Genomic DNA, 25752 nt, shown 5'->3' with positions numbered 1-25752 from the left:
TGTTGGCGCTGCGTTATCGTTAACGTTTTTCGCGAGCAAGCTCGCTCCTACAACTACATGGCGTGAATCAATAGCGGATCATCACCAATTTCTGTAGGCACGAGCTTGCTCGCGAAAATCCCACAAGTGCCATGAGCTACCTGTTGGCGCTGCGTTATCGTTAACGTTTTTCGCGAGCAAGCTCGCTCCGACAACTGCATGGCGTGAATCAATAGCGGATCATCACCAATCTCTGTAGGAGCGAGCTTGCTCGCGAAAATCCCACAAGTGCCATGAGCTACCTGTTGGCGCTGCGTTATCGTTAACGTTTTTCGCGAGCAAGCTCGCTCCTACAACTGCATGGCGTGAATCAATAGCGGATCATCACCAATTTCTGTAGGAGCGAGCTTGCTCGCGAAAATCCCACAAGCGCCACGGGCTACCTGTTGGCGCTGCGTTATCGTTAACGTTTTTCGCGAGCAAGCTCGCTCCGACAACTACGTGGTGTGAATCAATAGCGGATCATCACCAATTTCTGTAGGAGCGAGCTTGCTCGCGAAAATCCCACAAGCGCCACGGGCTACCTGTTGGCGCTGCATTATCGTTAACGCTTTTCGCGAGCAAGCTCGCTCCGACAACTAATAGCGAATCATCACCGACTTGAGCTCGGTATAGGCCTCTATAAACGCATCACCAAATTCCCTGCCCACACCCGACGCCTTGACCCCGCCAAACGGCAGTGCCGGGTCCAGAAAGGTGTGCATATTGACCCATACCGTACCGGCCTCTATTTGCGGGATCAGGCGCAATGCCTTGGACAAGTTGTTGGTCCAGACACTGGCCGTGAGGCCGTAGGGCGAGTCGTTCATCAGGGTCACCAGCTCCTCCTCTGTGTCGTAGGGCAATACACAGAGTACCGGACCGAACGCCTCTTCCCGCAGCAAAGGATCATCCGGGCCATTGGCCAGGATCAGCGTCGGTTCGACAAAGTAGCCCGGCCGGTCAATGGCCTTGGCACCGCAGATTACCGTGTTGTTCTGATTGGCCCTGGCGAAGAAGTCGAGGATCTTTTCCAGGTGCGCCTGGTTGGCCAGCGGGCCAAACTGGGTGCTTTCATCGAGGGGTGAGCCAATCTTCAAGGTACTCAGGGCCTGCCCGAGCTTTTCCAGGAACTCGCTGACCCGTGAGCGGTGTACATAAAGACGTTCCGGCGCGGCGCACACCTGGCCCTGATGCACATAAGCCATCTGCACCATCCCGGTCACGGCCTGGTCCATATCGACATCGGCCAACAACGCCGCCGGGTTCTTGCCGCCCAGCTCCAGGGTCGCGCGCGTCAGGTCGGCGGCCATCGCCGCCTTGCCCACGGCGATCCCGGTCGGTACAGACCCGGTGAACGCGACTTTGCTGATTGCGGCATGGGCGATCAATTGCTGCCCCACCTGTCCTGTCCCGTTGACCACGTTAAATGCGCCGGCCGGCACGCCCGCCTCGAACGCCAGCTCAGCCACCCGCAACAACGCCAAGGGCGTGAACTCACTGGGCTTGATCACAATGGTGCAACCGGTGACCAGCGCGCTGGCAATCTTCCAGATGCCGATCATCACCGAGAAATTCCACGGCACAATCCCGGCGACCACGCCCACGGGTTCACGCAGGGTGTAGGCCAGGTACTGCTCGCCGCCCATGGACGGAATCGAGGGGCTCATGGTCTGGCCGTTGATCTTGCTCGCCCAGCCCGCGAAGTAGCGCAGGAACACCACGCTCTGGGCCATTTCCAGGCCGCGTGACAGGTTGATCGACTTGCCCGAGCACAGGGTTTCCAACTGCGCCAACTCCTCGGCATGCACCTCAAGCAAATCGGCAAATCGGTTAAGGATCACACCTCGGGCGTAGGGCGAGGTGTCCGCCCACGCGCCCTTGAACGCCTTGCGCGCACTGGCGACGGCATGCTCGATATCCTCGTCGCTGGCATCGAGGATATGGCTGATCACCTGGCCGGTCGCAGGGTTTCGCACGGCGATTCGCTGTGTGGACGTACTGGGCTGGTAAGCCCCTTCTATAAAGTTGGCCGGTACACGGGCAAGAAATTCGGTAACCGCAGGCAGCAAGGCAATGTCACTCATCAACAGGACTCCTGAAGGCAATCGTCAGTGCGGCGCCCAATGGGCGCCGTTCAAGGGGAGATCAGGTATTGGCCAGGCCGGTTTCCAGGGCATGGCAGATCAGGTCGGCTTCTTCGAGCGTCAGGGTCAGGGGGGGCGACAGGATGATCTTGGTGCCCACCGGACGTACCAGCACCCCCTCCAGGCGTACCCGTTCCGCCAGGCGCGAGGCGTAGCCCTCGGCCGGGTCCACGGGGGTGCGCAGACGCTTGTCGCTCACCAGGTCCAGGGCCAGCATCAGGCCTTTGCCCCGCACCTCGCCGACCACCTCAAAGCGTTCGCTCAGGGGCTTGAGCCGCTCCAGCAGATAGGCGCCGACCTTCGCCGCATTGCCCGGCAGGTTCTCCTGCTCGACGATATCCAACACCGCCAGGGAGGCCGCGCAAGCCGTCGGATGGCCGCTGTAGGTGTAGCCGTGCATGATCACCTGGCCGAAGTTTTCGGCGGTTTCGATGGCCCGGGCAATGCGCCCATTGAACACCGTGGCGCCCAAGGGGATGTAGCCGGCGGAAATGCCCTTGGCCAGGCACAGAATGTCAGGCGCCACGCCCCAACCCCGCGACCCCAGCATCGAGCCGGTACGGCCAAAACCGGTGACCACTTCATCGGCGATCAACAAAATGCCGTAGCGATCGCACACCGCACGCAGCTGCGGCCAGTAGCCTGCAGGCGGGACAATCACCCCGCCCGCGCCCTGCACCGGCTCTGCGATGAACGCTGCAATTGTCTGCGGCCCTAGCGCGCGGATCTGCTCTTCCAATTGGAGAATGCAGTGACTGGTCAGGGCCTGCGGGTCTTCGCAGTCCCACGGGTTGCGATAGGACCACGGAGCATCCAGCAACGTGCAGCCCGCCAGCAGCGGCCCATGGTTGAATTGATAGGCACTGATCCCACCGACCGAGGTGCCCCCCATGTGCACGCCGTGATAGCCGTTGCGCAACGACAGAAACCGTGTGCGCTCGGGCTCCCCGACGGCAATCCAATACTGGCGGCTCATTTTCAATGCAGTTTCAATGGCATCGGAGCCACCACTGGAAAACAGCACTCGCTGCATGTCTTCCTGGGCAAACATGCCGGTCAAGCGTTCAGCCAGGTCATACACCCTGGGATGGGCAATGCCGTCGAAGGTCTGGTAGTACGCCAGCTCATCCATCTGGCGGTGGATCGCCTGCTTGACGCTTTCACGGTTATGACCGACGTTGACGTTCCACAACCCGGCGATGCCGTCGAGCATGCGCCAGCCATGGATATCGGTGACGTAGTTGCCATTGCCCCTGGCAATGATCAGGGTCTGTTCCCCCGCAACGGCCGCGGCCGCTCGCATCGGGTGCCAGAATTTTTTTTCGGCGTTCTGATAATGCGCGTACATGATTGCACTCCCTTCCAAAGAGGTGGGCCGAGAGGTTTCGGGCCAGCCTGGACTGTAGGGAGCGAGGTGCCTGGGCCGTTATCCCAAATCGGCACACTTTTGCAGCGGTTGCAGGACCGGGGGCAACCGTGATGTATTGATGCCGCACCGCCGACGGACATTTCAATAACGGGCGGACACCCGCGCACCGGTGACGACCATGACGCAGATCGAAAGCCTTAGCTTTACCGACGCCAGCCAGCACGCGCGCTCGGTGCATGACTGGGAGCAGACCTACGACCAACTGTCCCCCGGCCTGTTTGCCAGCCGCTTGCGGCAACTGTGCAGCGGGCACTTCCAGATATTCCACGAGCAATTGAACCGGCGCATCGTGCAATACGGCCAGTCACCCGCCGAGCGCATGTGCTTTTCGATTCCACTGTGCACCGACAGCCACGGTACGCAGGACTGCCTGGCAATCCTGAACAACCACGAAGAGTTCATGTTCCATGCCCCGGAGAACACCCAGGTCTTTGCCGCGACCTTTGCCCGCCAGCAGGTCCTGGCACTGGCCGCGCTGAACCTGAGCCCCCGTAGCTACCGGCAGTTGACCGCCGCACCGTCGCTGCAGTCACCATGGCAGCGCACCCGTGAGGTGTACCAGCGTGTACGCCTGCAACTTGGCCAGGCACTGGATTGCCCGCCACAACACTTCAATGAAGCCACGGCCAAACTCATGGAACATGGCTTGCTCAGTGGTTTCCTCGATCTGCTGGGGAGCGTCGAGAACCCTGAAAAACGTCGGCGGCCCAGCGCCCCCACGCGCCAGTACCTGGTAAAGATGAGCCAGCAGATCGCCCTCGAAAGCCACGACGAGCCCATCACCATTGTCGATCTGTGCGAACGCCTGCACGTCAGCCGGCGCGCCCTGCAATACAGCTTCCAGACCATCACCAGCACCAGCCCGGTGGACTACTTGCGCAGCGTGCGCCTGAATGCGGTGCGACGCCGCCTGGTCATGTCGTCGCCGGCCGAATTGAGCATTGGCGACGCGGCGGCCCAATGGGGCTTTTACCACCTGAGCCACTTTGCCGGTCAGTACAAGGCGCTGTTTGGCGAGTTACCCTCGCAGACCCTGCGACAGCGCTGAGTGCGGCGGCGCAGCGCTCACTCCATGCAAGAACATCTGCTCCATCACCCAGGCCGTCCCCGCCGGTGCGGCCCGGCCCAGGCGCTCTGCCTCGACCAGGCCACACAGTAGCGATGTGAACAGCTCGGTCATGACCGCCGCTGTGATATCGATGCGAAACACTCCAGCCTGCTGCCCCCGCAGGAAGAAGCGGTCCAGGACGTTCAGGTACGGTTGCCAACCGTGATTGTTCAAGGTGTCCGGGCGGTACTGGAACACCATGAACAACACCCACTCACGGTGGGCCAAGTGCTTGTCGATCAAGCCACGCAGGACCTCGGCTGGCGCGTCGCGCTCAAGGTCTGCGTCATCGACCACCTGCTGCATCAGCTCGCGCGAGTACGCCAACAGCATCTCGATCAGGTGTTCCCGCGTGCCGCAGAAGCGGTGCAACGTGGCCTTGCTGATGCCTGCCGCACGCGCCAGCTCCTGGAGCGTGGCCCGGGGATGGTCAACGATGGCAACCGCCAGGGCCTTGAGAAGTTTTTCATTGGGGGCGGGCGAAGACATGGCAACAGGCTCATTGGTCGGACGTGAAGTGGAAGGCATTGTGCCGAAATTCCCCCCGACCTCAAGGGAAATGACACTTTTAAACACAAAAGAATCTTTTGAGACATTATTGTCTCACAAGATCCATGCATATATCATGCGCACCTTTCCAGACCTAGCCTCCAGGTGACACATGAACGCTTTGCGCGACCTGCGTATTTTCAGCTTTGCTGCGCTGGCCCTTGTCGGCCTCGCCGGCTGTGGTGCTCCCGATCAGCCCGAGGCTGCCCAGCAACCCCGGGAAGTGGAGACCGTGACCGTCGCTCCTGAAGCCTTCTCCCTGTCCGCAGAATTGCCGGGGCGTATCGAGCCGGTCCGGGTAGCTCAGGTACGGGCCCGGGTAGCCGGGATCGTGTTACGACGCAACTTCGAGGAAGGCGCCGAGATCAAGGCCGGCGACCTGTTGTTCCAGATCGACCCCGCCCCCCTCAAGGCCGCCGCATCACGGGCAGAGGGCGAACTGGCACGTATCGAAGCGCAGTTGTTCGAGAACCAGGCCAAGCTCAAGCGCTATGAACAACTGGCCGACGTCGAAGCGATCAGTCGCCAGGACCTCGACACCGCCCGCGCCGCCCTGAAAAGCAGCCAGGCCGCCCAGCAATCGGCGCGCGCCGATCTGCAAACCGCGGGCCTGAACCTGGGCTACGCCACGGTCCGCGCGCCGATCTCCGGGCGCATCGGCCGCGCCCTCGTGACCGAAGGCGCCCTGGTTGGCCAGGGCGAAGCGACATTGATGGCAAGCATCCAGCAACTGGACCCGATCTATGCCGACTTCACCCAGCCGGTGGCGCAAGCGCTGAAACTGCGCCAGGCCCTCAAGCACGGCAGCTTGTCGGCCGGCGACTCCTCACAGCTATCGTTGCAGGTCGAAGGCACCGACTTCCACAGCCAGGGCACGCTGTTGTTCTCCGACGTTGCGGTGGACCGTGGCACCGGCCAGGTCTCGTTGCGCGGACGCTTCAGCAATCCTGAAGGGGTGTTGTTGCCTGGCATGTATGTGCGCGTGAAAGTGCCCCAGGGCACCGATCAACAAGCCTTGCTGGTGCCTCAGCGCGCCGTGCAGCGCGGCAGCGACGGCCAGGCCCAGGTACTGGTGGTGAATGCCGACGACAGCGTCAGCCCACGCGCCGTACAAACCGGCGCCATGCAGGGCCAGCGCTGGCAGATCACCGAGGGCCTGGAGGCCGGTGACCGGGTCATCATCGGCGGCCAGAACGGCCTCGCTCCGGGTGACAAAGTGCTGGTGAAAGCGCCCCTCGCCCCCGCCGCCCAACAACAAGCAGCACGCCAGTAAGCCCGGCACCACCGCGTTCGAGGTCACTCCATGTCTGTGTTTTTTATCAAGCGCCCCAAGTTTGCCTGGGTCATTGCGTTGTTTATCTCCATGGCCGGGCTGCTGATCATCCCTGCCCTGCCGGTGGCCCAGTACCCAAGTGTCGCCCCGCCGCAAATCACCGTCACCGCCACCTATCCCGGGGCGTCGGCCAAGGTGCTGGTGGATTCGGTCACCAGCGTCATCGAAGAAGAACTCAATGGTGCCAAGGGCCTGCTCTACTTTGACTCCACCAGCAACTCCAACGGCATGGCGGAAATTGTCGTGACCTTCAAGCCCGGCACCCAGCCGGACATGGCCCAGGTCGAAGTGCAGAACCGCTTGAAAAAAGCCGAGGCGCGCATGCCCCAGGCGGTGCTCAACCAGGGCATCCAGGTGGAGCAGACCAGCGCCGGCTTTCTGCTGATCTACGCCCTGAGCTACAAGGAAGGCACGGCGACGCAGGATACGACACTACTGGCCGACTATGCCGCGCGTAACGTCAATAATGAAATCCGTCGGGTCGAAGGTGTGGGCAAGCTGCAATTCTTTGCCTCGGAAGCCGCGATGCGTATCTGGCTCGATCCGCAAAGCCTGGTGGGCTACGGGTTGTCCATCGATGACGTAAGCCGGGCGATCAGCGCCCAGAACGTCCAGGTTCCCGCAGGCAGCTTCGGCAGCTCCCCGGGCGCAGTCGGCCAGGAGTTGACGGCGACCCTGGCGGTCAAGGGCACCCTGGACAACCCCGAGGAGTTCGGGCGCATTGTGCTGCGCGCCAATCAGGATGGTTCCAGGGTCACCCTCGCCGACGTGGCGCGAATCGAGGTCGGCAGCCAGGACTACAACTTCACCACGCGCCTCAATGGCAAGCCGGCAGTGGGTGCGGCAGTGCAACTGTCGCCGGGGGCCAACGCGCTGAAGACCGCCAGTGCCGTCAAGGAGCGCCTGCAGGAACTGTCGGTGAACTTTGCACCAAACGTTGAATTCTCGGTGCCCTATGACACCTCGCGTTTTGTCGACGTGGCCATTGAAAAGGTGATCTATACCCTGGTCGAAGCCATGGTCCTGGTGTTCCTGGTGATGTTCCTGTTCCTACAGAACGTACGCTACACCTTGATCCCCAGCATTGTGGTGCCAGTGTGTCTGTTAGGCACGTTGATGGTGATGTACCTGCTGGGCTTCTCGGTCAACATGATGACCATGTTCGGCATGGTGCTGGCCATCGGTATCCTAGTGGACGACGCCATTGTGGTGGTGGAAAACGTCGAGCGGATCATGGCCGATGAGGGCCTGTCGCCGGTGGCCGCCACCGTCAAGGCCATGGGCCAGGTATCGGGGGCGATCATCGGCATTACCGTGGTGCTGTCGGCGGTATTCCTGCCCTTGGCTTTCATGGCCGGTTCGGTGGGAGTCATCTACCAGCAGTTTTCCCTGACCCTGGCGGTGTCGATTCTGTTCTCGGGGTTCCTGGCCCTGACCTTCACCCCGGCACTGTGTGCAACCCTGCTCAAGCCCGTGGCCGAGGGGCATCATGAAAAACGTGGGTTCTTTGGCGCCTTCAACCGCCTGTTCGGGCGCCTGACCGATCGCTACAGCGCCCTCAATCACCACCTGGTAAAACGCGCAGGCCGAGTGATGCTGGTGTACCTGGGGCTGGTGGTCCTGTTGGGCTTTACCTACCTGCGCTTGCCGGAATCCTTCGTACCGGTGGAAGACCAGGGTTATATGATCGTTGACGTGCAACTGCCGCCCGGCGCCTCGCGGGAGCGGACGTCGGCGACCGGCCAGGAGCTGGAGCAGTTTCTCGCCTCCCGTGACGCGGTCGCCAGCACCTTCCTGGTCCTGGGCTTCAGCTTTTCCGGGATGGGCGAAAACGCCGGACTGGCCTTTCCGACCCTCAAGGACTGGTCGTTGCGCGGCGACGAGCAATCTGCCGAAGCGCAAATCGCAGGGGTCAATCAACACTTTGCCACCCCCAGCGACGGCGCGATCATGGCGGTGAACCCTCCGCCCATCGACGGCATGGGCAACTCCGGTGGGTTCTCCCTGCGCCTGCAGGACCGCGCCGGCCTGGGCCGCGAAGCCTTGCTCGCCGCACGGGACCAGTTGCTGGGCCAGGCCAACGGCAATCCGAAAATCCTCTACGCGATGATGGAAGGCCTGGCCGAGGCCCCGCAATTGCGCGTGACCATCGATCGGGAAAAAGCCGAGGCCCTGGGCGTCGGGTTTGATGCAATCAACAACACCTTGTCGACCGCGTTCGGCTCGGCGGTGGTCAACGACTTTGCCAACGCCGGGCGCCAGCAACGGGTGGTGGTGCAAGCCGACCAGCGGGACCGGATGACGCCGGACAGCGTGCTCAAACTGTTCATCCCCAATAACCTCGGCGCCCTGGTGCCCATGAGTGCCTTTGTCAGCACCCAGTGGGAGCAAGGCCCGGTGCAAATCGCCCGCTATAACGGCTACCCGTCGATCCGTATCGCCGGCGATGCGCCGCCCGGCGTCAGCACCGGGGAAGCGATGGCCGAGATCGAACGCCTGGTGTCCACGCTGCCGGCAGGTATTGGCTATGAATGGACCGGTTTGTCGTACCAGGAAAAGATCGCCAGCGGCCAAGCCTTGCAACTGTTCGCGCTGGCGTTCGTGGTGGTGTTCCTGCTGCTGGTGGCGCTGTATGAAAGCTGGGCCATCCCCTTTGTGGTGATGCTGATCGTACCGGTCGGCGCCCTGGGGTCGGTGCTGGCCGTGACCAGCCTGGGCATGCCCAACGACGTGTACTTCAAGGTCGGCCTGATCACCATCATCGGGCTGGCGGCCAAGAATGCGATCCTGATCGTCGAGTTTGCCAAGGACCTGTGGGCCCAGGGCTACTCCCTGCGTGACGCCGCCATCGAAGCCGCACGCCTGCGCTTTCGTCCCATCGTCATGACCTCCATGGCCTTTATCCTCGGCGTCGTACCCCTGGCCATCGCCACCGGCGCGGGTGCTGCCAGCCAACGCGCCATCGGCACCGGCGTGGTCGGCGGGATGCTCAGCGCAACGATATTGGGGGTGGTGTTTGTGCCGGTTTTCTTTGTCTGGGTACTTTCAATGCTCAAGCACAAACCGGTTGTCAGCCCGGATGACAACACACTGCCAGCCGCGCGGATCGAGGAGTAAACCGCAGGCGTAGGAACAGTCGAGCCCGGCAAGGTGGGGCTCGACTGCTTCTACAGGCTTTACCTGTGTTTGTTAGATCGCTACCTGTTATAGCAACACCGTGGCCAGCATCCCCAGTGCACCCAGGCAAAAACCGATCAATGCACCGCGCCCGGGTGACTCATGAAATAGCGCCCAGACCACGACAGGCTCCAGCAGCAGCAAGGACGTGACAGAGACCACGGTGACGATCCAGATATCACCGACAGCCACATACCCCAGCCAATAGGCGCCCAGCAGGCAAAACCCAGCAAAACACATCAACGTCACCGGCATGATGAACGCCTGCCATGAACCATCGCCGGCATGGGCCAGCTTGGCGGTGACTACCTCGCTGTAGATCGCACAAAACTCACCGAGCACCATCAACCCTAGAGCAGAAACTCCGAGTAGTTCTTTGGACATATCAAAAACTCCTTCGCATTCAGCGCAATGTTTTTCAGCTCCCAGCGCGCGATGCCGCACTCCAGGGAGTTGTTGCAGTGATACGAAGCAGCCTTGAACAGGCCTGAATTACCGAAGTGCTTTTCCATGCTCATATCCTTGAATGGGTGTCAGGCTGCGCGCCAAAAAAAAGCGCGGGGCCTGATCATACGTTCCGCAAACCCCACAGAACAACCAACGCCATGATGCCTAAGCGTCCTGCCCTGCCCGCTCTTTCAACAAGCATGTTTTCGATCAGCCCTGCGCCGCGATTGCCCGGGCCAATAGCGTGTCAGACATCAGCGGTGGCTTGTAGGTCGATCGGTAATACCTGCTCGCCTGCTCAAACTGTGCACCACGGATCTCGCCATCTGAACCAATAAAGGCAAGCGCGTCACTTTTGGATGACTTGAAAAGCTCTGGAATATAAGAGGTTCCCGCAGTGGCACCTGAGACGACCACAAAAGGCACAACCGTGGTAATCATCAGCGCCGCCTGGAACGGGTTGTTGTTTTCTGCGGCCACAACCTGAGTGCCAAGCGATGCCAGGAGGGCGATCGCAAAAGGTTTCCAAAAATCCATTGGTGATTGCTTCCTTGCGCTTGAATGGTCGCCACGATAGCAGAAGGGGCAATCTACGAGCCTTTTGCTAACGCTGACCAAAATGATCAAACCGCAGAAACAACAAAGCCCGGTCGTTTCCGAACCGGGCTAAGTTATTGAATAATATGGTCGGGACGGCGTGACTCGACAATCGGGTTACTACGAAACGAAGAGGTTCGCCAATGTCGAGCCTCTTCAGGCGGGTTGATTAACTGCTGATAGCGGCGACTTGCTCCGCACGACGATTCTGCTTACCCACCAGAAACACCAACAGCGAACCGGTAGCGGTCAACGCGCAAAGCGGCATCAGTGCCATTGGGAAGCTGCCGGTCTGATCACGCAGTACACCGATGACAGAACTCATGGCGCCAGTGCCCAAATGGGCAAAGGTATTGATCGCCGCAATCCCGGTGGCCAGGGTCGCCGGAGGCAGAGTTTCGGAGCACAGTGCCCAAAACGGCCCCTTGATCGCATAGTTACCCATCAATACGAGCGTCAGCAGCACCAGCGTAATGGTCAGTGAGTCCGTGAACAGCGTGGCGGCGAAACTCACCGCAGTAATCGCTAGCGGAATGGCGGTGGCCTTGACCCGTTCCCCGCTTTTGTCCGCACGCATCCCCCAGTAAATCATGAAGACTGCGGCGATGCCGAAGGGGATCATGTTCAACAGGCCGGTTTGCATGTTGGACAGGTGGAAGGACTTCAGAATTTGCGGCATCCACAACGAGAGGGTATTGCTGGTTGCCGAACTGCCCATGTAGATCACCGACAGCACCCAAATGTACTTATTGGTGAACACCGACTTGAGCATGCCGCTCACGCTGTGAGGGTGTTTCTGCGTAGTGCTTTCGCGTGCAGCCCGTTCTTTGGTCAACTGTCCGCTCAGCCAATCCTGTTCCTGTTGAGTCAGCCATTTGGCTTCGCTCGGCCGATTAGGCAACACCTTCAAAGCCAGCAATCCTAGAATGATCGCAGGGAGTGCTTCAAGCATCAGCAGCCACTGCCAACCGGCGAAGTCTGCCACACCATCCATTTTCAACAGCAGTGCCGACAATGGCGAGCCGATGAAGTTAGACAGTGGAATAGCCACCATGAATATCGCAATGATTCGAGCCATGTACGCTTTGGGGATGCATTGCGAGAGGTAGAGGATGACACCAGGAAAGAAGCCAGCTTCTGCCGCTCCGAGGAGGAAGCGGGAAACAGAATAGGAGATCGGTCCGACCGCAAATGACGAGCAGAAACCGACGATGCCCCACGTGATCATGATGCGTGCGATCCACCGGCGGGCACCGAAGCGCTCCATCGCCATGTTGCTGGGCATTTCGCAAAGGACATAGGCGACGAAGAACAGTGTAGCGCCGAATCCGAAGGCACTAGCCGTCAGGCCTATGTCCTGGTTCATGGTCAGGGCTGCGAAACCAATATTGACTCGATCAATGTAGGCGATGAAATAACAGAGCACGAGAAAGGGAATTAGGCGAAATCCCAGCTTGCGCATTGTCGACTTTTCAATCTCATCATTGGATTGCTTGTTCATGGAAACCGCTCTCTTGTAATTGGAATAGGCCGCTCTTCGGCAGAATCTCTCGATGCGGGGCGAGAGACGTGATGGAAGATTTCCACCCCAAGCTTTCAGCAACCTTTCGTTACAAATAAAGCGGATGACTGGTCAATTCCCTGCCGTTGGTTTGTGGTGCTGTAACGGATGTCGACTGTTTCAAAATGGAAGCCTTCAAACACTCGGCGAATATCCGGGTGAGCGTTGATGCTGACCATGACCTTCCCCTTGCAACGCCTCATAAAGTCAGCCATTCGCTCGTAACTCTCAAAGGGAAAATCCACCCCGTAGCCGGCCGTCTGCCAGTAGGGCGGATCCATATAGTGGAAGGTATGGGGGCGGTCATAGCGCTCGGCACACTCAAGCCAGCCCAGATTTTCAACATAGGTGCCGGGCATACGCTGCCACGCTGCAGAAAGGTTTTCCTCGATCCGAAGCAGGTTGATTGCCGGACCAGTCGTCGCGGTACCGAATGTCTGCCCCGTCACCTTGCCGGCGAAGGCATGGTGCGGCAGGTAGAAGAACCGAGCGGCGCGCTGGATGTCGGTGAGAGTTTCAGGGCGGGTCAAATCGAGAGGAGAAGAATTACACAGCGATTTTCAACGGATAGTGGTAAGTAGCGAAAGCCAGTGAATCCGGGGGGATGTTTCCTCAAAAACACCCGAATTTACCCTGCCAAACACGGTCATTGGTACAGCCCCCCTCCCCCGACGTCCTGCCGAGTACTCACAATCCGCTCTACGCATGTTTTCATGTTGCTTTTGAATAGTTTTCATCCAACTGAGCGCCATCCATGAGAGCAAGATGGCGCCGCCTCACTATTGCTGCAGTGTGGGGCGGCTGCACTTTCTCCCTAGTTGATTTCGGTTACGAAATTTTCGCGAGACCGTCGTACTTTTTTCAGGTTTACCAGCCAGTCAGACTCTGCTGCCCGATAACCTAAAGGCAAGAGCACCACACTGCGCAGATGCCTGGCTCCCAGTCCCAGAATGTCATCGACAGCCGATGGATCGAAACCCTCCATGGGCGTTGCGTCGACTTCCTCGAATGCCGCGGCGATTAAAGCTGAGCCCAGGCCAATATAAGCTTGACGCGCAGCCGCTTGATAATTGGCCTCCTGTCCACGTTCGGCGACTATGCCGAGGAGTATTTGACGGTAGTCTTCCCAGCCTTGGTTGACGTTAGCTCGTACAGTATTGGTCAGGTCGAACATCATGTTGACACGCCCAGGCGTGATGTCGTCCCACGCGGCGAACACCAGTAAATGAGAGCAGTCGGTAACTTGAGACTGATTTGCGCTGACCGCCTTAATCTTTTCGCGAATTTGCGGATTAGTCACCACCAGCAATTCAAATGGCTGTAGCCCGCTCGACGTAGCTGTCAGTCGTACCGCCTCCAGAATTCGCTCCAGCTTTTCAGCAGGTACTGTCTTGGAGGAATCGTACTTTTTCGTCGCATAACGCCAATTCAGCAACTCGGTTATTTTGCTCATTTTTCAAGTTCCACGTAGGTCAACGGTCTTTATCGAGCCCAATCCGATTACCTTCCAGATTACGCTTGGGCTTATACTGCGGATTAAAGTCGACTTGAAGGTCAAGCAAAAAATGAAGATAGGCGAAATTGCGCGACGTACAGGCCTTGCTGCTTCAGCAATACGGTACTACGAGGAGCAAGGCCTACTGGACGCTCCAACGCGCGACATGAACAACTATCGCTATTACAGCGAATCCGCCATTAAACGCTTGGAAGTCGTGATCCACGCGCAAAGACTGGGGTTTTCTCTCGACACGATTCGTAGTCTTTTCCTTCATGACGGGAGCTGCTCAAAATCCCTCACCTTGGACCAGATCAATGTTCGCCTGGAGGAGATACAGCAAATCGAAGCGACCCTAACAGTGCAGCGTGAGGAGTTGTTGATGCTGCAACGAATCCTCGAAGAAAGCCTTCGGACTGGCATCGCCCCTGGATTGTCCTGCCCGCCCAGCACTGAACGATTTCAGCCTGATCGAGCCGTAGTAACGCGAAGCAAGCACACGATGGCTACCAGCAAGTAAGGATCAGGGAGAGGCTCTGCAGTTGTAAGCCATAACACACGGCATCATGGTATACATCCACGCCGGACAAGGCCGGGGAATGGTTGGACTCGGCCGCACCAAAGCATAGGCTGGAGATGTCTACGATGCCGGGGGCAGTCCAAGCAAGACTGCGGAAAATACCAAAACGACAGCACAGACAGGACTCACCGACCTGCGGCCAGTCACTTACGAAGCCTCAGAGTCAACAGCCCTCTGAGACAACATCAGCCTCAGCAGCCACGATTACTAACCCATTACCCAATCATCCTGCCACTGAAAAGCCTGGAGATGGAGGGCCGTTTGCATTGGCTATGACAACTGTCCGGCAACCGCCAACTCGACAGGGCCTCAGCAAGTCTCAATTCACTACCATTTAACTACCAGAAAACCTAAATCGCAGACATGAAAAAGCCCAACCTTTTCAGATCGGGCTAAGTCATTGAAAAATATGGTCGGGACGGAGTGATTCGAACACTCGACCCCTAGCACCCCATGCTAGTGCGCTACCGGACTGCGCTACGCCCCGACTAGGCGTGAAACTGGGTTCGCTTCGTAACGAAGCGATCAGGAATATACCGCAAGCATTTGAAATGTGGAAGTATTTTAAAGGCTTGTTTCACTTCTTCAAAACCACCAGTACATCTTCCAGTTCACAGATCATCTGGCGGATCAGTTGCTTGTATTGGGTGGTGTCGTCTTTGGCTTCATCACCGGACATACGCTGGCGTGCGCCGCTGATGGTGAACCCCTGGTCGTACAGCAACGCGCGGATCTGTCGGATCATCAGCACATCCTGGCGCTGATAATACCGACGGTTCCCGGTGCGTTTGACGGGGTTGAGTTGAGGAAACTCCTGCTCCCAATAGCGCAGTACGTGCGGTTTTACCGCACACAGCTCGCTGACTTCACCAATGGTGAAGTAGCGTTTGCCTGGGATGACGGGTAGCTCGTCGTTATGACTTGGTTCCAGCATAAGCCTCAACTCGGGCCTTCAACTTCTGCCCTGGACGAAAGGTGACCACACGGCGAGCCGTGATCGGGATTTCTTCTCCCGTTTTCGGATTGCGGCCAGGCCGCTGGCGTTTGTCCCGCAGGTCAAAATTGCCGAAACCGGACAATTTGACCTGTTCGTTGTCTTCCAGAGCGTGCCTGATTTCTTCAAAAAACAACTCGACCAATTCCTTGGCCTCGCGCTTGTTCAGACCCAACTCTTCGTACAGACGTTCCGCCATCTCAGCTTTCGTCAAAGCCCCCATACGTCACTTCCTTAACGTGGCGTTCAACCTTTGTTCGAGCGAGGTGAGGATATTTTGCGTCGTGGTATTCACCTCATCGTCATTAAGAGTGCGCGATGGATGCTGCCAGGTCAAGCCAACTGCAAGGCTTTTTCTATGCGGATCAATGCCTTTACCCTGATAAACGTCAAATAGCCTGAGGTCTGTCAGCCATTCGCCCGCATTTTCACGGATTACTTCCAGCACAGCGCTGGCCGCTACATCACGATCCGCCACCAAGGCCAGGTCACGACGCACTTCCGGAAAGCGCGACAGTTCGCTGAATTTAGGCATCTTGCCCGCAGCGACTTCAGCCAATACCAGTTCAAAGACGAAGACCGGACGATCAAGGCCGAGGGTTTTCGACAGTTCAGGGTGGATAGCACCCACAAAACCGACCAGGCGACCTTCACGCTCGATGCGCGCAGTCTGGCCTGGATGCAGCGCCGGATGGCTACCCGGAACAAACGCGAAGGCATCCAGCGCGCCGGCAAAGCCCAGCACCGCTTCCACGTCGGCCTTGACGTCAAAGAAGTCCACTGGATCGCGGCCCTGTGCCCAGCCTTCCGGCAGACGGCTGCCGCAGACCACACCGGCCAGCATCGGCTCTTGCTTCAGGCCGTCCAGTTGGCCAACAAAGCGCAGGCCGCTTTCGAACATGCGTACGCGGTCCTGCTGGCGATTGAGGTTGTGGGAAAGCGCTTTCACCAGACCTGGCCACAGGGACGAACGCATGGCCGCCATGTCATTGGAGATCGGGTTGGCCAACAGCAACGGCTCGACGCCCGGGTTGAACAATTCGAACTGTTTGGGATCGATGAAGCTGTAGGTCACCGCTTCCTGATAACCACGAGCGACCAGCAGGCGACGCAGCTCCGGCAGATGCGCACGGGCCTCGGTCTTTGGCTGAGGGGCCAGACGCGCTTGCGGATAACGAACCGGCAGGCGGTTGTAGCCATACAGGCGTGCCAGCTCTTCGATCAGGTCGACTTCAAGGCTGATATCGAAGCGATGGCTTGGCACTTCTACACGCCACTGCCCTGCCCCATCAGCGCTGATGCCCAGGCCAAGCCCGGTCAACAGGCGAACAATTTCCGCTTCTTCAATCACCAGGCCTAGCATTTGCTCAACGCGCTGGGCGCGCAGCGTCACCGGTGCAATCGACGGCAAGTGCTGCTCGCTGACGGTCTCGGTGATCGGGCCGGCTTCACCGCCAGTAATTTCCAGCAGCAGGCCAGTGGCGCGCTCCATGGCTTCACGGGCCAGTTGCCAGTCCACGCCACGCTCGTAGCGGTGCGAGGCATCGGTGTGTAGGCCGTAAGAACGAGCCTTGCCTGCCACGGCGATCTGGTCGAAGAAAGCGCTTTCCAGGAATACGTCACGGGTCGTCGCGGATACGCCACTGTGCTCACCGCCCATCACACCGGCAATGGCCAGGGCGCGGGAGTGGTCAGCGATCACCAGGGTATCGCTGCGCAGGGTGACTTCCTGGCCATCAAGCAAGACCAGCTTTTCGCCTTCCTCGGCCATACGCACGCGAATCCCACCGTTGATCTCGGCAAGGTCGAAGGCGTGCAGCGGCTGACCCAACTCCAGCATCACATAGTTGGTGATGTCGACGGCGGCATCGATGCTGCGTACGTCGGCGCGACGCAGGCGCTCGACCATCCACAAAGGGGTCGGCTTGGACAGGTCGACATTACGGATCACACGCCCCAGGTAGCGCGGGCACGCGCTTGGCGCCAGCACTTCGATGGAGCGCACTTCATCGTGCACCGCAGGCACAGCGGCAACCACTGGACGCGTGACCGGGGCGTTGTACAACGCACCCACTTCACGGGCCAGGCCTGCCAGGGACAGGCAGTCGCCACGGTTCGGGGTCAGGTCGACTTCGATGCTGGCGTCTTCCAGATCCAGGTAGACACGAATGTCCTGGCCCACTGGAGCGTCGGCCGGCAGTTCCATCAAGCCATCATTGCCTTCACCAACCTGCAACTCCGCCTGGGAGCACAGCATGCCGTTGGACTCGACACCGCGCAGCTTGGCTTTCTTGATCTTGAAATCACCGGGCAGTTCGGCACCGATCATCGCGAACGGAATCTTCAGGCCCGGGCGCACATTTGGCGCTCCGCATACGACCTGGAAGGTTTGCGCGCCATTGCTGACCTGGCACACACGCAGCTTGTCGGCGTCCGGGTGCTGCTCGGTGCTCAGCACCTCGCCCACGACCACACCACTGAAAACACCGGCGGCCGGCGTAACGCTATCGACCTCAAGACCGGCCATCGACAGACGAGCAACCAGCTCATCGCGATTTACCTGCGGGCTTACCCAGCCACGCAGCCATTGTTCACTGAATTTCATCCTGCTCTCCTAAAGGTTCGTTACGACTAGCGAAATTGCGCGAGGAACCGCAAGTCGTTGTCGAAGAACAGGCGCAAGTCGTTCACGCCGTAACGCAGCATGGCCAGACGCTCGACGCCCATGCCGAAGGCAAAGCCCGAGAATTCTTCCGGGTCGATCCCGGACATGCGCAGCACGTTGGGGTGAACCATGCCGCAGCCCATGACTTCCAGCCAGCCGGTCTGCTTGCAGACACGGCAGCCTTTACCGCTGCACATCACGCATTCCATGTCGACTTCAGCGGAAGGCTCGGTGAACGGGAAGTACGATGGGCGGAAACGTACCGCCAGCTCTTTTTCGAAGAACACCCGCAGGAACTCTTCGATAGTGCCTTTGAGGTCGGCGAAATTGATGTCGCGATCAACCAGCAGGCCTTCGACCTGGTGGAACATCGGCGAGTGGGTGATATCGGAGTCGCTACGGTACACACGGCCTGGGCAGACGATGCGGATCGGCGGCTGCTGCGATTCCATGGTGCGGACCTGTACCGGCGAGGTATGGGTGCGCAACAGCATGTTCGCATTGAAATAGAAGGTGTCGTGCATCGACCGGGCCGGGTGATGGCCTGGGATGTTGAGCGCCTCGAAGTTGTGATAGTCGTCTTCGACCTCAGGGCCTTCGGCAATGCCGTAGCCGATGTGAGTGAAGAACTGCTCGATACGTTCCAGAGTCCGGGTAACCGGATGCAGACCGCCTGAGGTCTGGCCGCGGCCAGGCAGGGTCACGTCAATGGACTCGGCGGCGAGCTTGGCCGCAAGATCGGCCTCCTCGAACAACGCCTTGCGCGCATTGAGAACCTCTGTGACACGCTCCTTGGCAACGTTGATCAGCGCGCCGACTTGCGGGCGCTCTTCTGCCGGCAGATTGCCCAGGGTCTTCATCACCTGAGTCAATTCACCTTTCTTGCCAAGGTAGTGAACCCGGATTTGCTCCAGGGCATTGATATCTTCAGCGCTTTGCACAGCCTCAAGAGCTTGAGCGACCAGCGCGTCCAGGTTTTCCATGTACAGACTCCAGATACAAAATAGGGGAAGAGCTTGAAGGCTCTTCCCCTATTTATGACGTTTACCACCTTGGGCTACAGGAGTAACCCAGGGTGACTGTCGGGGGTACTTAAGCCAAGGTGGCTTTAGCTTTCTCGACAATCGCAGCAAACACCGCTTTTTCGTTCACGGCCAGTTCAGCCAGAACCTTACGGTCGATTTCGATGGACGCTTTTTTCAGGCCAGCGATGAAACGGCTGTAGGACAGACCGTTAACACGTGCACCAGCGTTGATACGAGCGATCCACAGAGCGCGGAACTGACGTTTTTTCTGACGACGGTCACGGTAGGCGTATTGGCCTGCCTTGATTACCGCTTGCTTGGCAACACGGAATACGCGTGAACGCGCGCCGTAGTAGCCTTTAGCGAGTTTCAGAATTTTTTTGTGACGCTTACGGGCAATGACGCCACGCTTTACACGAGCCATGAGTTACTTCCTCTATTCTTGATCCAAAATTAACGAAGGCGCAGCATGCGCTCGACTTTTGCCACGTCAGACGGATGCAGCAAGCTGCTACCGCGCAATTGACGCTTACGCTTGGTCGACATTTTGGTCAGGATGTGGCTCTTGAAAGCGTGCTTGTGCTTGATACCGTTAGCAGTTTTCAGAAACCGCTTAGCAGCACCACTTTTAGTCTTCATCTTTGGCATGTTCGGATACTCCGCATTCAGTTGATAAACATAATCAGAAGGCCTGCCGTGCCCTATTGATTACTTCTTCTTTTTCGGGGCGATGACCATGATCAGCTGGCGTCCTTCCATCTTAGGATGCTGTTCGACGGAACCGTACTCCAGCAGGTCAGCTTCAACCCGCTTGAGAAGTTCCATACCCAGCTCCTGGTGGGCCATCTCACGGCCGCGGAATCGCAAGGATACCTTGGCCCTGTCCCCATCACTCAGGAAACGTACCAGGTTGCGCAGTTTTACCTGGTAATCCCCTTCCTCCGTCCCTGGACGAAACTTGATTTCTTTAACCTGGATCTGCTTCTGGTTTTTCTTGGCTGCAGCAATCTGCTTCTTCTTTTCGAAGATCGATTTGCCGTAGTCCATCAGCTTGCAGACAGGAGGTACAGCATCGGCGGAAATCTCCACCAAATCGAGCTTGGCTTCTTCAGCCTTAAGAAGCGCGTCTTCAATTGACACAATCCCAAGCTGCTCACCCTCAGCCCCAATTAACCGAACCTCGCGTGCCGAGATATTCTCGTTGATCGGGGCTTTCGGTGCAGCTCGTTTATCTTGTCTCATTTCACGCTTAATAATAATTACTCCGAATCTGGGCGACCACGCCGGGAAACCGCTTGCGCGAGGAACTCAGCGAACTGGGCGACGGGCATCGAGCCCAGGTCAGCACCTTCACGAGTACGCACAGCGACAGTCTGCATCTCGACTTCCCGATCTCCGATAACCAAAAGATAGGGAACCTTGAGCAAAGTATGCTCGCGGATTTTAAAGCCGATCTTTTCATTTCTCAAGTCGGACTTGGCACGAAATCCGCTTTCGTTGAGTGTTTTTTCAACTTCAGCGGCGAAATCTGCCTGTTTATCAGTGATATTCATGATCACTGCCTGGGTCGGAGCCAACCACGCAGGGAACGCGCCCTCGTAGTGCTCGATCAGGATCCCGACGAACCGTTCGAACGAGCCGAGGATCGCCCGGTGCAGCATAACCGGGTGTTTACGGCTGTTGTCTTCGGAGACGTATTCGGCTCCCAGACGGATCGGCAGGTTAAAATCGAGCTGCAGGGTACCACACTGCCAGACGCGGCCAAGGCAATCTTTCAGCGAGAACTCGATCTTCGGACCGTAGAAAGCCCCCTCGCCTGGCTGCAGATCGTACGCAAGGCCCGCACTGTCCAGCGCTGCGGCCAGTGCAGATTCGGCGCGATCCCACAGTTCATCGGAGCCAACGCGTTTTTCCGGACGAGTGGACAGTTTCATTTCGACGTCGGCAAAGCCGAAATCGCGATAAACGTCCATGGTCAGCTTGATGAACGCGGCGGATTCGGCCTGCATCTGCTCTTCGGTGCAGAAGATGTGGGCGTCGTCCTGAGTGAAGCCGCGCACGCGCATGATGCCGTGCAGCGCACCCGATGGCTCGTTACGGTGGCAGGCACCGAACTCGGCCAGGCGCATCGGCAGCTCGCGGTAGCTCTTCAGGCCCTGGTTGAACACCTGTACGTGGCACGGGCAGTTCATTGGCTTGATGGCGTAGTCGCGGTTTTCCGACTGGGTGGTGAACATGTTGTCGGCGTAGTTGGCCCAGTGCCCGGATTTCTCCCACAGGCTGCGGTCAACAACCTGGGGAGTCTTGATCTCCAGGTAACCGTTGTCGCGCTGAACCTTGCGCATGTACTGCTCAAGCACCTGGTACAGGGTCCAGCCGTTCGGGTGCCAGAACACCATGCCCGGCGCTTCTTCCTGGAGGTGGAACAGGTTCAGGCGCTTGCCGATCTTGCGGTGATCACGCTTTTCGGCTTCTTCAATGCGCTGGATGTAGGCCGCCAGCTGCTTCTTGTCAGCCCAGGCAGTGCCGTAGATCCGCTGCAGTTGCTCGTTCTTCGCGTCGCCGCGCCAGTAGGCACCGGACAGCTTGGTCAGCTTGAACGACTTGAGGAAGCGCGTGTTCGGCACGTGCGGGCCACGGCACATGTCGACATATTCTTCGTGGTAATACAGGCCCATGGCCTGTTCGTCCGGCATATCTTCCACCAGACGCAGCTTGTAGTCCTCGCCACGGGCGGTGAACACGTCGATCACTTCGGCACGCGGGGTGACTTTCTTGATGACGTCGTAATCTTTCTCGATCAGTGCGTGCATGCGCTGTTCGATGGCCGCCAGGTCGTCCGGCGTAAAAGGACGCTCGTAGGCGATATCGTAATAGAAGCCTTCGTCGATGACCGGGCCGATGACCATCTTCGCGGTTGGGTACAGCTGCTTGACCGCATGGCCAATCAGGTGCGCGCAAGAGTGGCGAATGATCTCCAGCCCCTCTTGATCCTTGGGCGTGATGATTTGCAGGCTGGCATCGGAGGTGATCAGGTCGCTGGCGTCAACCAGCTTGCCGTCGACCTTGCCGGCCACGGTGGCCTTGGCCAGGCCTGCACCAATGGATGCGGCGACCTCGGCTACGGAAACCGGATGATCGAATGAACGTTGACTGCCGTCGGGAAGAGTAATAGTTGGCATGGCGCCTCCTCTCCTAGTGGTGACCCCTACCAAAGGTCACGTGGGTTGGGATGAGCCAGTACAAGATCCAACACCAGGCCGTTCAGTAATGAACGCCTGCCTTACAGCGGCAGGAGCCTTGCGGCCAACCGATAATCGAACCAGAGTGACTGGAGTTAAACATAAAGGAACCTGGCAAGAAAAAAGCCAGGTCATGGATGCTAGCACAGATGAACGGTCATGGCGTGGCCCTACAGCCGGCTAACGAAAAACTCCAGGCTTTTACAGCCAAAAGTGAACTTGGGCTGTACGCCAGGCCTCAAACACACTGAAAATCGCTGTCCGTCCTATCGACCCAAGGAGCATCTCACCATGCGCAGCACCTCGATCTTCGCCCTTGCCGCTTCCCTGGCCCTGTTCTCCATTGGCGCACACGCCGCCGCGCCCTCCAACTGGCCCGCGGGTGCGCGGGACAGCTTCGTAACAGACTGCAGCGCAGCTGCCAGCCAGAACGTTGATGCCAAAACCGCCAAAGCCCATTGCGAATGTGGCGCGGACAAAATCAACGCTGAATTGAGCACGGCGGAAATCAAGGAATTGATGACCAATCAGAACGCCAGTGCGGAGCTGAAAAACAAGGCAGTCGCGGCTATTTCGTCCTGCAAGGTCGTGAAGAAAAAGTAAGCCCTGCAAGAAATCAGACCGCCAAAACGGCCTGAAAACTCGCTGAAAACTGCTATTTCTCACAATTTACATAGCTTTTATGGCTTTTTTTACCAGCTGATATTTCGCAGCAAAGCCCCGTGAACCGGGGCTTTCAGCCAATCAAGGCACTGAAGAAAACGCGATTGATTAGCAAACAGTGCCTTGGGGGGGCTCCCAAGCCGAACATTTCGACTATGATAGCCCGGTGTGCCCAGTTGGCCTGAGCAGCACAGCACTACTGAAAATATATGTTTCTTGGAGATACACCATGTCTAATCGCCAAACCGGCACCGTTAAATGGTTCAACGATGAAAAAGGCTTCGGCTTCATCACTCCTCAAGGTGGCGGTGACGACCTGTTCGTACACTTCAAAGCTATCGAAAGCGACGGTTTCAAAAGCCTGAAAGAAGGCCAAACCGTTTCCTTCGTGGCTGAGAAAGGCCAAAAGGGTATGCAAGCTGCACAGGTTCGCGCAGAGTAATCTCTACGCCAATCAAAAAAACCCCGTCCATGTGACGGGGTTTTTTATGGGCGATGCAAAAGTGCGGTGCTATCAGCCGCAGTTGACGCGAGTAATCACCAGGTTGTCATCGGTATTGAGGTTCAGCCGATCGGAACGGTACTCAAGGGTGATCATATCGTTAGGCTTGAGAATGCGTGCATTCTGCGCACCCGCACGGGTACGGGCCTGCTCCAGCAGTTGCGGCGAGGCTTTCTGGCCGATGGTGAACTGCGCAGCCTTCGCCTCACAACGAGTATGAGCAGGCTCAGCCACGGCCGTATCTTTGGCCGGCTCAGAGGTACCCGAAGTGCTGCAACCCGCCAGGACGACTGCCGCCAACAAGGTACCGAATGATGCGAGCTTCCAAGGCATGAAGCCTCCTTTGATAAAAAATGGACAGAGATCGTGCGACCGTGATTTGGCCGATTGGTTTCAGAATTGTCACAATTGGCCGTAGGCGAGTCTGCCTGACTCAGCAGCACGGCCTGATGAATCAATCGTCACCAGATATGAATGAGCGTCAGTAGATATCGATGTAGTCAAACGGCGGATTCGGCCAGTTCTGCTTCAGCGCGTTATAAATCTGCGTCACCCACACCTCATCACTGGCCGCCACGTTGCCGACATAGCCAGACCCTGCTGCCCAGGTTTCCAGGCGGAACAACAGACCGTTGACCTCCATCCCTCCCACCACGCAAGAAGAGATATAGGCAATACCGGCCTTGGTCACCCGCAATTGCGTGTGCTGATCGTCACTGGCACTGGCAATCATTTGGCGAACGGCTGCCATTGTGAGGCTCTTGGGGTTGGTCAAATCGATGTGCACACGGTTTGTCCTGGCAATTAAACAGGGCACCAGTGTCGCACAGCCCTACCCTCATGCCTAAGTAGCAGTGCCAAACACCACGTAAAATGGTTAACTCAACAGGCCATTCCTGCCCGAGCGAGCCGCGAGAACCCGATGACCATCGTTACCATCAATGCCGATATCAAAGCCAAGTGGCCTCAAGGGCAAAGTTCCTACAGCCCAGGCAGCCCGGAAGAATTGGCAATCATCGGCATAGACCTGCTGGTCAAGGAGTTGGGCACCCAGGCCGCGCAAGCCTTTATCGGCCAGGTATTCGAGAAATACCCGGCCGACCATATGGGAGTCGAAGACCCTCTGCGCGAATAGTCACCGGCCGGCGAGCGCCGACCGGCAGGCAGCTTACTTCAGGCGTGCAAGGCGCTCGGTGAGCAGGTCAAAGAAGCCCTGGGCATTGCCATTTTCCACCCAGAACACGTTCTTGTCGTGCTTGAGGCCATCGTACCAATCGACGATGGTCTGGCCAAACGTCGGGCCTTCGCGGCTATCGACCACCATATTCGCCTGGCGCCCGGTGAACAGCTCGGGCTTGAGCAGATAGCCGATCACGGTGGCGTCGTGCACCGGTCCACCCGTCATGCCGTAGTGCTCCATATCGCCTTTGACGTATTCGTTGAGAATATTGCCCACCACCTTGCTGGCGTTGTTGTTCAGGTCGGCGATCTTCTTCAGGCGCGCTTCGCTGGTGAGTATCTTGTGCGTTACATCCAGCGGCAGGTAGGTCAGTTTGACGCCACTTTTAAGCACGATTTCAGCCGCCACCGGGTCGGCAAACAGGTTGAACTCGGCCACCGGCGTAATGTTGCCGCCATTGAAGTGCGCGCCGCCCATGACCACCACTTCCTTGATGCCCTGGGTGATTTCCGGCGCCTGGGTCAGCGCCAGCGCCAGGTTGGTCTGCGGGCCGAGCATGGCGATGGTGATGCTATGGGGCTTGGCGGTACTCAGGGTCTTGATCAGGTAGTCGACTGCATTGCCTTCGGCCAGGCCTTTTTTCGGCTCATGCACAGTGACACCGGAAATGCCTTCCTTACCATGGATATTCTCGGCATAGATCGGCGTGCGCAGCAGCGGCTGCGGCGCACCGGCATACACCGGAATCTCTTCACGCCCTGCCCACTCGCGCGCCAATCGCGCATTGCGCGAGGTCTTGTCCAGCCGCACGTTGCCGGCCACGGTAGTCAACGCACGGATGTTCAGCTCCTGCGGCGAGGCCATCGCAAACAGCAACGCGACCACGTCGTCGGCGCCCGGATCGGTATCAATGATCAGGTCGATTTTTTCCGCCGCCTGGGCGCTTGCAGCAGTTAGCACGGACAAAAGCAGCACACTCCGAAACAGGTGTCGCAGGGTTGGGGTTCTACGTTGCATGACGCACTCCTTGTCATTGTGGG

The 25752-nt window shown here is 58.2% G+C and carries 26 protein-coding genes, 1 tRNA gene and 1 pseudogene; 7 read left to right on the top strand and 21 right to left on the bottom strand.

Going from position 1 to position 25752, the window contains the following annotated elements:
• Positions 1 to 617 precede the first annotated feature (617 nt).
• Together FJD34_RS27415 and FJD34_RS27410 are read right to left on the bottom strand one after the other, a co-directional pair.
• On the bottom strand, positions 618 to 2105 hold the full coding sequence (locus FJD34_RS27415; protein ID WP_032859642.1) for an aldehyde dehydrogenase family protein: 1488 nt from the start codon (positions 2103 to 2105) through the stop codon (positions 618 to 620).
• 61 nt (positions 2106 to 2166) lie between these two features.
• Positions 2167 to 3513, bottom strand: coding sequence for an aminotransferase class III-fold pyridoxal phosphate-dependent enzyme (locus FJD34_RS27410; RefSeq protein ID WP_065943776.1), 1347 nt, complete (start codon positions 3511 to 3513; stop codon positions 2167 to 2169).
• Between the two features lie 199 nt (positions 3514 to 3712).
• Between FJD34_RS27410 and FJD34_RS27405 the strand changes: the two genes are divergently transcribed.
• The gene (locus FJD34_RS27405) at positions 3713 to 4642 is read left to right on the top strand and encodes a helix-turn-helix domain-containing protein (protein WP_032859639.1); all 930 of its coding nucleotides are present in this window, start codon (positions 3713 to 3715) and stop codon (positions 4640 to 4642) included.
• Here FJD34_RS27405 and FJD34_RS27400 read toward each other — a convergent pair.
• A complete protein-coding gene (locus FJD34_RS27400; RefSeq protein ID WP_032859638.1) occupies positions 4613 to 5191 on the bottom strand; it encodes a TetR/AcrR family transcriptional regulator in 579 nt (192 codons plus the stop codon). The genes FJD34_RS27405 and FJD34_RS27400 overlap by 30 nt on opposite strands.
• A gap of 172 nt (positions 5192 to 5363) precedes the next feature.
• On the opposite strand from FJD34_RS27400, the gene FJD34_RS27395 reads away from it, so the two are divergent.
• Positions 5364 to 6524, top strand: a complete 1161-nt coding sequence (locus tag FJD34_RS27395) for an efflux RND transporter periplasmic adaptor subunit (RefSeq protein WP_090290768.1) — start codon at positions 5364 to 5366, stop codon at positions 6522 to 6524.
• A gap of 30 nt (positions 6525 to 6554) precedes the next feature.
• The gene (locus FJD34_RS27390; protein WP_065943777.1) at positions 6555 to 9701 is read left to right on the top strand and encodes an efflux RND transporter permease subunit; all 3147 of its coding nucleotides are present in this window, start codon (positions 6555 to 6557) and stop codon (positions 9699 to 9701) included.
• Positions 9702 to 9788: 87 nt separating this feature from the next.
• Here FJD34_RS27390 and FJD34_RS27385 read toward each other — a convergent pair whose 3' ends face one another.
• From FJD34_RS27385 to FJD34_RS27365, 6 genes and pseudogenes are all read right to left on the bottom strand, one after another.
• Positions 9789 to 10106 carry a hypothetical protein gene (locus FJD34_RS27385; protein ID WP_032859636.1) on the bottom strand — a complete coding sequence of 106 codons (318 nt, stop codon included), beginning with the start codon at positions 10104 to 10106 and terminating at the stop codon, positions 9789 to 9791.
• A gap of 5 nt (positions 10107 to 10111) precedes the next feature.
• Complete coding sequence (locus FJD34_RS28125) at positions 10112 to 10273, bottom strand: hypothetical protein (RefSeq protein WP_167360817.1); 162 nt, start codon at positions 10271 to 10273, stop codon at positions 10112 to 10114.
• A gap of 145 nt (positions 10274 to 10418) precedes the next feature.
• Positions 10419 to 10745: a DUF2388 domain-containing protein gene (locus tag FJD34_RS27380; RefSeq protein WP_065943778.1), complete on the bottom strand. Its 327-nt coding sequence runs from the start codon at positions 10743 to 10745 to the stop codon at positions 10419 to 10421.
• Positions 10746 to 10974: 229 nt separating this feature from the next.
• On the bottom strand, positions 10975 to 12306 hold the full coding sequence (locus FJD34_RS27375; RefSeq protein WP_090290767.1) for an MFS transporter: 1332 nt from the start codon (positions 12304 to 12306) through the stop codon (positions 10975 to 10977).
• A gap of 95 nt (positions 12307 to 12401) precedes the next feature.
• A pseudogene (locus FJD34_RS27370) lies at positions 12402 to 12896 on the bottom strand (DNA adenine methylase); the annotation flags it as partial.
• 284 nt (positions 12897 to 13180) lie between these two features.
• Positions 13181 to 13819, bottom strand: coding sequence for an NAD(P)H-dependent oxidoreductase (locus FJD34_RS27365; RefSeq protein WP_032859629.1), 639 nt, complete (start codon positions 13817 to 13819; stop codon positions 13181 to 13183).
• 94 nt (positions 13820 to 13913) lie between these two features.
• On the opposite strand from FJD34_RS27365, the gene FJD34_RS27360 reads away from it, so the two are divergent.
• Complete coding sequence (locus tag FJD34_RS27360; RefSeq protein WP_223232701.1) at positions 13914 to 14381, top strand: MerR family transcriptional regulator; 468 nt, start codon at positions 13914 to 13916, stop codon at positions 14379 to 14381.
• A 470-nt stretch (positions 14382 to 14851) separates the two neighbouring features.
• Here FJD34_RS27360 and FJD34_RS27355 read toward each other — a convergent pair.
• The 9 genes from FJD34_RS27355 to thrS all read right to left on the bottom strand — a co-directional run bounded on the left by FJD34_RS27355 (position 14852) and on the right by thrS (position 22307).
• Positions 14852 to 14928: transfer RNA gene (locus FJD34_RS27355), tRNA-Pro, on the bottom strand.
• A gap of 90 nt (positions 14929 to 15018) precedes the next feature.
• A complete protein-coding gene (locus FJD34_RS27350; RefSeq protein ID WP_032859540.1) occupies positions 15019 to 15375 on the bottom strand; it encodes a MerR family transcriptional regulator in 357 nt (118 codons plus the stop codon).
• Entirely contained in the window at positions 15356 to 15658 is a 303-nt protein-coding gene (ihfA, locus tag FJD34_RS27345) for an integration host factor subunit alpha (protein ID WP_002553164.1), read from the bottom strand. Before ihfA ends, FJD34_RS27350 begins: the two co-directional genes overlap by 20 nt.
• A gap of 3 nt (positions 15659 to 15661) precedes the next feature.
• Complete coding sequence (gene pheT, locus FJD34_RS27340; RefSeq protein ID WP_065943847.1) at positions 15662 to 18040, bottom strand: phenylalanine--tRNA ligase subunit beta; 2379 nt, start codon at positions 18038 to 18040, stop codon at positions 15662 to 15664.
• Between the two features lie 26 nt (positions 18041 to 18066).
• A complete protein-coding gene (gene pheS, locus FJD34_RS27335; protein ID WP_003203624.1) occupies positions 18067 to 19083 on the bottom strand; it encodes a phenylalanine--tRNA ligase subunit alpha in 1017 nt (338 codons plus the stop codon).
• A 109-nt stretch (positions 19084 to 19192) separates the two neighbouring features.
• On the bottom strand, positions 19193 to 19549 hold the full coding sequence (gene rplT, locus FJD34_RS27330; RefSeq protein WP_003174975.1) for a 50S ribosomal protein L20: 357 nt from the start codon (positions 19547 to 19549) through the stop codon (positions 19193 to 19195).
• A gap of 29 nt (positions 19550 to 19578) precedes the next feature.
• Complete coding sequence (gene rpmI, locus FJD34_RS27325; RefSeq protein WP_002553160.1) at positions 19579 to 19773, bottom strand: 50S ribosomal protein L35; 195 nt, start codon at positions 19771 to 19773, stop codon at positions 19579 to 19581.
• 60 nt (positions 19774 to 19833) lie between these two features.
• Positions 19834 to 20385, bottom strand: coding sequence for a translation initiation factor IF-3 (gene infC, locus FJD34_RS27320; RefSeq protein WP_169851780.1), 552 nt, complete (start codon positions 20383 to 20385; stop codon positions 19834 to 19836).
• Complete coding sequence (thrS, locus tag FJD34_RS27315; RefSeq protein ID WP_090290766.1) at positions 20385 to 22307, bottom strand: threonine--tRNA ligase; 1923 nt, start codon at positions 22305 to 22307, stop codon at positions 20385 to 20387. The genes infC and thrS overlap by 1 nt, the downstream gene beginning before the upstream one ends.
• Positions 22308 to 22658: 351 nt before the next feature.
• Between thrS and FJD34_RS27310 the strand changes: the two genes are divergently transcribed.
• Both FJD34_RS27310 and FJD34_RS27305 read left to right on the top strand, forming a co-directional pair.
• Positions 22659 to 22970 carry a hypothetical protein gene (locus FJD34_RS27310; protein ID WP_032859534.1) on the top strand — a complete coding sequence of 104 codons (312 nt, stop codon included), beginning with the start codon at positions 22659 to 22661 and terminating at the stop codon, positions 22968 to 22970.
• Between the two features lie 289 nt (positions 22971 to 23259).
• A complete protein-coding gene (locus tag FJD34_RS27305) occupies positions 23260 to 23472 on the top strand; it encodes a cold-shock protein (RefSeq protein WP_007905882.1) in 213 nt (70 codons plus the stop codon).
• A gap of 72 nt (positions 23473 to 23544) precedes the next feature.
• On the opposite strand, the gene FJD34_RS27300 is transcribed toward FJD34_RS27305, so the two are convergent.
• Entirely contained in the window at positions 23545 to 23865 is a 321-nt protein-coding gene (locus FJD34_RS27300) for an I78 family peptidase inhibitor (RefSeq protein WP_032859531.1), read from the bottom strand.
• Between the two features lie 148 nt (positions 23866 to 24013).
• Entirely contained in the window at positions 24014 to 24319 is a 306-nt protein-coding gene (locus FJD34_RS27295) for a hypothetical protein (protein WP_032859530.1), read from the bottom strand.
• Between the two features lie 135 nt (positions 24320 to 24454).
• Between FJD34_RS27295 and FJD34_RS27290 the strand changes: the two genes are divergently transcribed.
• On the top strand, positions 24455 to 24667 hold the full coding sequence (locus FJD34_RS27290) for a hypothetical protein (protein ID WP_032859528.1): 213 nt from the start codon (positions 24455 to 24457) through the stop codon (positions 24665 to 24667).
• Between the two features lie 33 nt (positions 24668 to 24700).
• Here the strand turns inward: FJD34_RS27290 and FJD34_RS27285 are convergent, their stop codons facing one another.
• Positions 24701 to 25729, bottom strand: a complete 1029-nt coding sequence (locus tag FJD34_RS27285; RefSeq protein ID WP_032859526.1) for a nucleoside hydrolase — start codon at positions 25727 to 25729, stop codon at positions 24701 to 24703.
• Positions 25730 to 25752: the final 23 nt, after the last annotated feature.

This window comes from Pseudomonas brenneri, assembly GCF_007858285.1.
GTDB lineage: Bacteria > Pseudomonadota > Gammaproteobacteria > Pseudomonadales > Pseudomonadaceae > Aquipseudomonas > Aquipseudomonas brenneri.
Note: the sequence above shows the minus strand (reverse complement) of the source record. Positions and strands in the feature narration are given on the sequence as shown.

Excerpts from the sequence above, each read along its gene's own strand:
- FJD34_RS27305 (WP_007905882.1), top strand. The coding sequence starts at position 23,260 with ATGTCTAATCGCCAAACCGGCACCGTTAAATGGTTCAACGATGAAAAA.
- FJD34_RS27365 (WP_032859629.1), bottom strand. The coding sequence starts at position 13,819 with ATGAGCAAAATAACCGAGTTGCTGAATTGGCGTTATGCGACGAAAAAG.
- FJD34_RS27410 (WP_065943776.1), bottom strand. The coding sequence starts at position 3,513 with ATGTACGCGCATTATCAGAACGCCGAAAAAAAATTCTGGCACCCGATG.
- pheS (WP_003203624.1), bottom strand. The coding sequence starts at position 19,083 with ATGGAAAACCTGGACGCGCTGGTCGCTCAAGCTCTTGAGGCTGTGCAA.
- FJD34_RS27380 (WP_065943778.1), bottom strand. The coding sequence starts at position 10,745 with ATGGATTTTTGGAAACCTTTTGCGATCGCCCTCCTGGCATCGCTTGGC.
- FJD34_RS28125 (WP_167360817.1), bottom strand. The coding sequence starts at position 10,273 with ATGGAAAAGCACTTCGGTAATTCAGGCCTGTTCAAGGCTGCTTCGTAT.
- FJD34_RS27290 (WP_032859528.1), top strand. The coding sequence starts at position 24,455 with ATGACCATCGTTACCATCAATGCCGATATCAAAGCCAAGTGGCCTCAA.
- FJD34_RS27415 (WP_032859642.1), bottom strand. The coding sequence starts at position 2,105 with ATGAGTGACATTGCCTTGCTGCCTGCGGTTACCGAATTTCTTGCCCGT.
- FJD34_RS27385 (WP_032859636.1), bottom strand. The coding sequence starts at position 10,106 with ATGGTGCTCGGTGAGTTTTGTGCGATCTACAGCGAGGTAGTCACCGCC.
- rpmI (WP_002553160.1), bottom strand. The coding sequence starts at position 19,773 with ATGCCAAAGATGAAGACTAAAAGTGGTGCTGCTAAGCGGTTTCTGAAA.
- FJD34_RS27400 (WP_032859638.1), bottom strand. The coding sequence starts at position 5,191 with ATGTCTTCGCCCGCCCCCAATGAAAAACTTCTCAAGGCCCTGGCGGTT.
- rplT (WP_003174975.1), bottom strand. The coding sequence starts at position 19,549 with ATGGCTCGTGTAAAGCGTGGCGTCATTGCCCGTAAGCGTCACAAAAAA.
- FJD34_RS27405 (WP_032859639.1), top strand. The coding sequence starts at position 3,713 with ATGACGCAGATCGAAAGCCTTAGCTTTACCGACGCCAGCCAGCACGCG.
- FJD34_RS27375 (WP_090290767.1), bottom strand. The coding sequence starts at position 12,306 with ATGAACAAGCAATCCAATGATGAGATTGAAAAGTCGACAATGCGCAAG.
- FJD34_RS27285 (WP_032859526.1), bottom strand. The coding sequence starts at position 25,729 with ATGCAACGTAGAACCCCAACCCTGCGACACCTGTTTCGGAGTGTGCTG.
- ihfA (WP_002553164.1), bottom strand. The coding sequence starts at position 15,658 with ATGGGGGCTTTGACGAAAGCTGAGATGGCGGAACGTCTGTACGAAGAG.
- FJD34_RS27300 (WP_032859531.1), bottom strand. The coding sequence starts at position 23,865 with ATGCCTTGGAAGCTCGCATCATTCGGTACCTTGTTGGCGGCAGTCGTC.
- FJD34_RS27350 (WP_032859540.1), bottom strand. The coding sequence starts at position 15,375 with ATGCTGGAACCAAGTCATAACGACGAGCTACCCGTCATCCCAGGCAAA.
- FJD34_RS27390 (WP_065943777.1), top strand. The coding sequence starts at position 6,555 with ATGTCTGTGTTTTTTATCAAGCGCCCCAAGTTTGCCTGGGTCATTGCG.
- pheT (WP_065943847.1), bottom strand. The coding sequence starts at position 18,040 with ATGAAATTCAGTGAACAATGGCTGCGTGGCTGGGTAAGCCCGCAGGTA.
- FJD34_RS27395 (WP_090290768.1), top strand. The coding sequence starts at position 5,364 with ATGAACGCTTTGCGCGACCTGCGTATTTTCAGCTTTGCTGCGCTGGCC.
- thrS (WP_090290766.1), bottom strand. The coding sequence starts at position 22,307 with ATGCCAACTATTACTCTTCCCGACGGCAGTCAACGTTCATTCGATCAT.
- FJD34_RS27310 (WP_032859534.1), top strand. The coding sequence starts at position 22,659 with ATGCGCAGCACCTCGATCTTCGCCCTTGCCGCTTCCCTGGCCCTGTTC.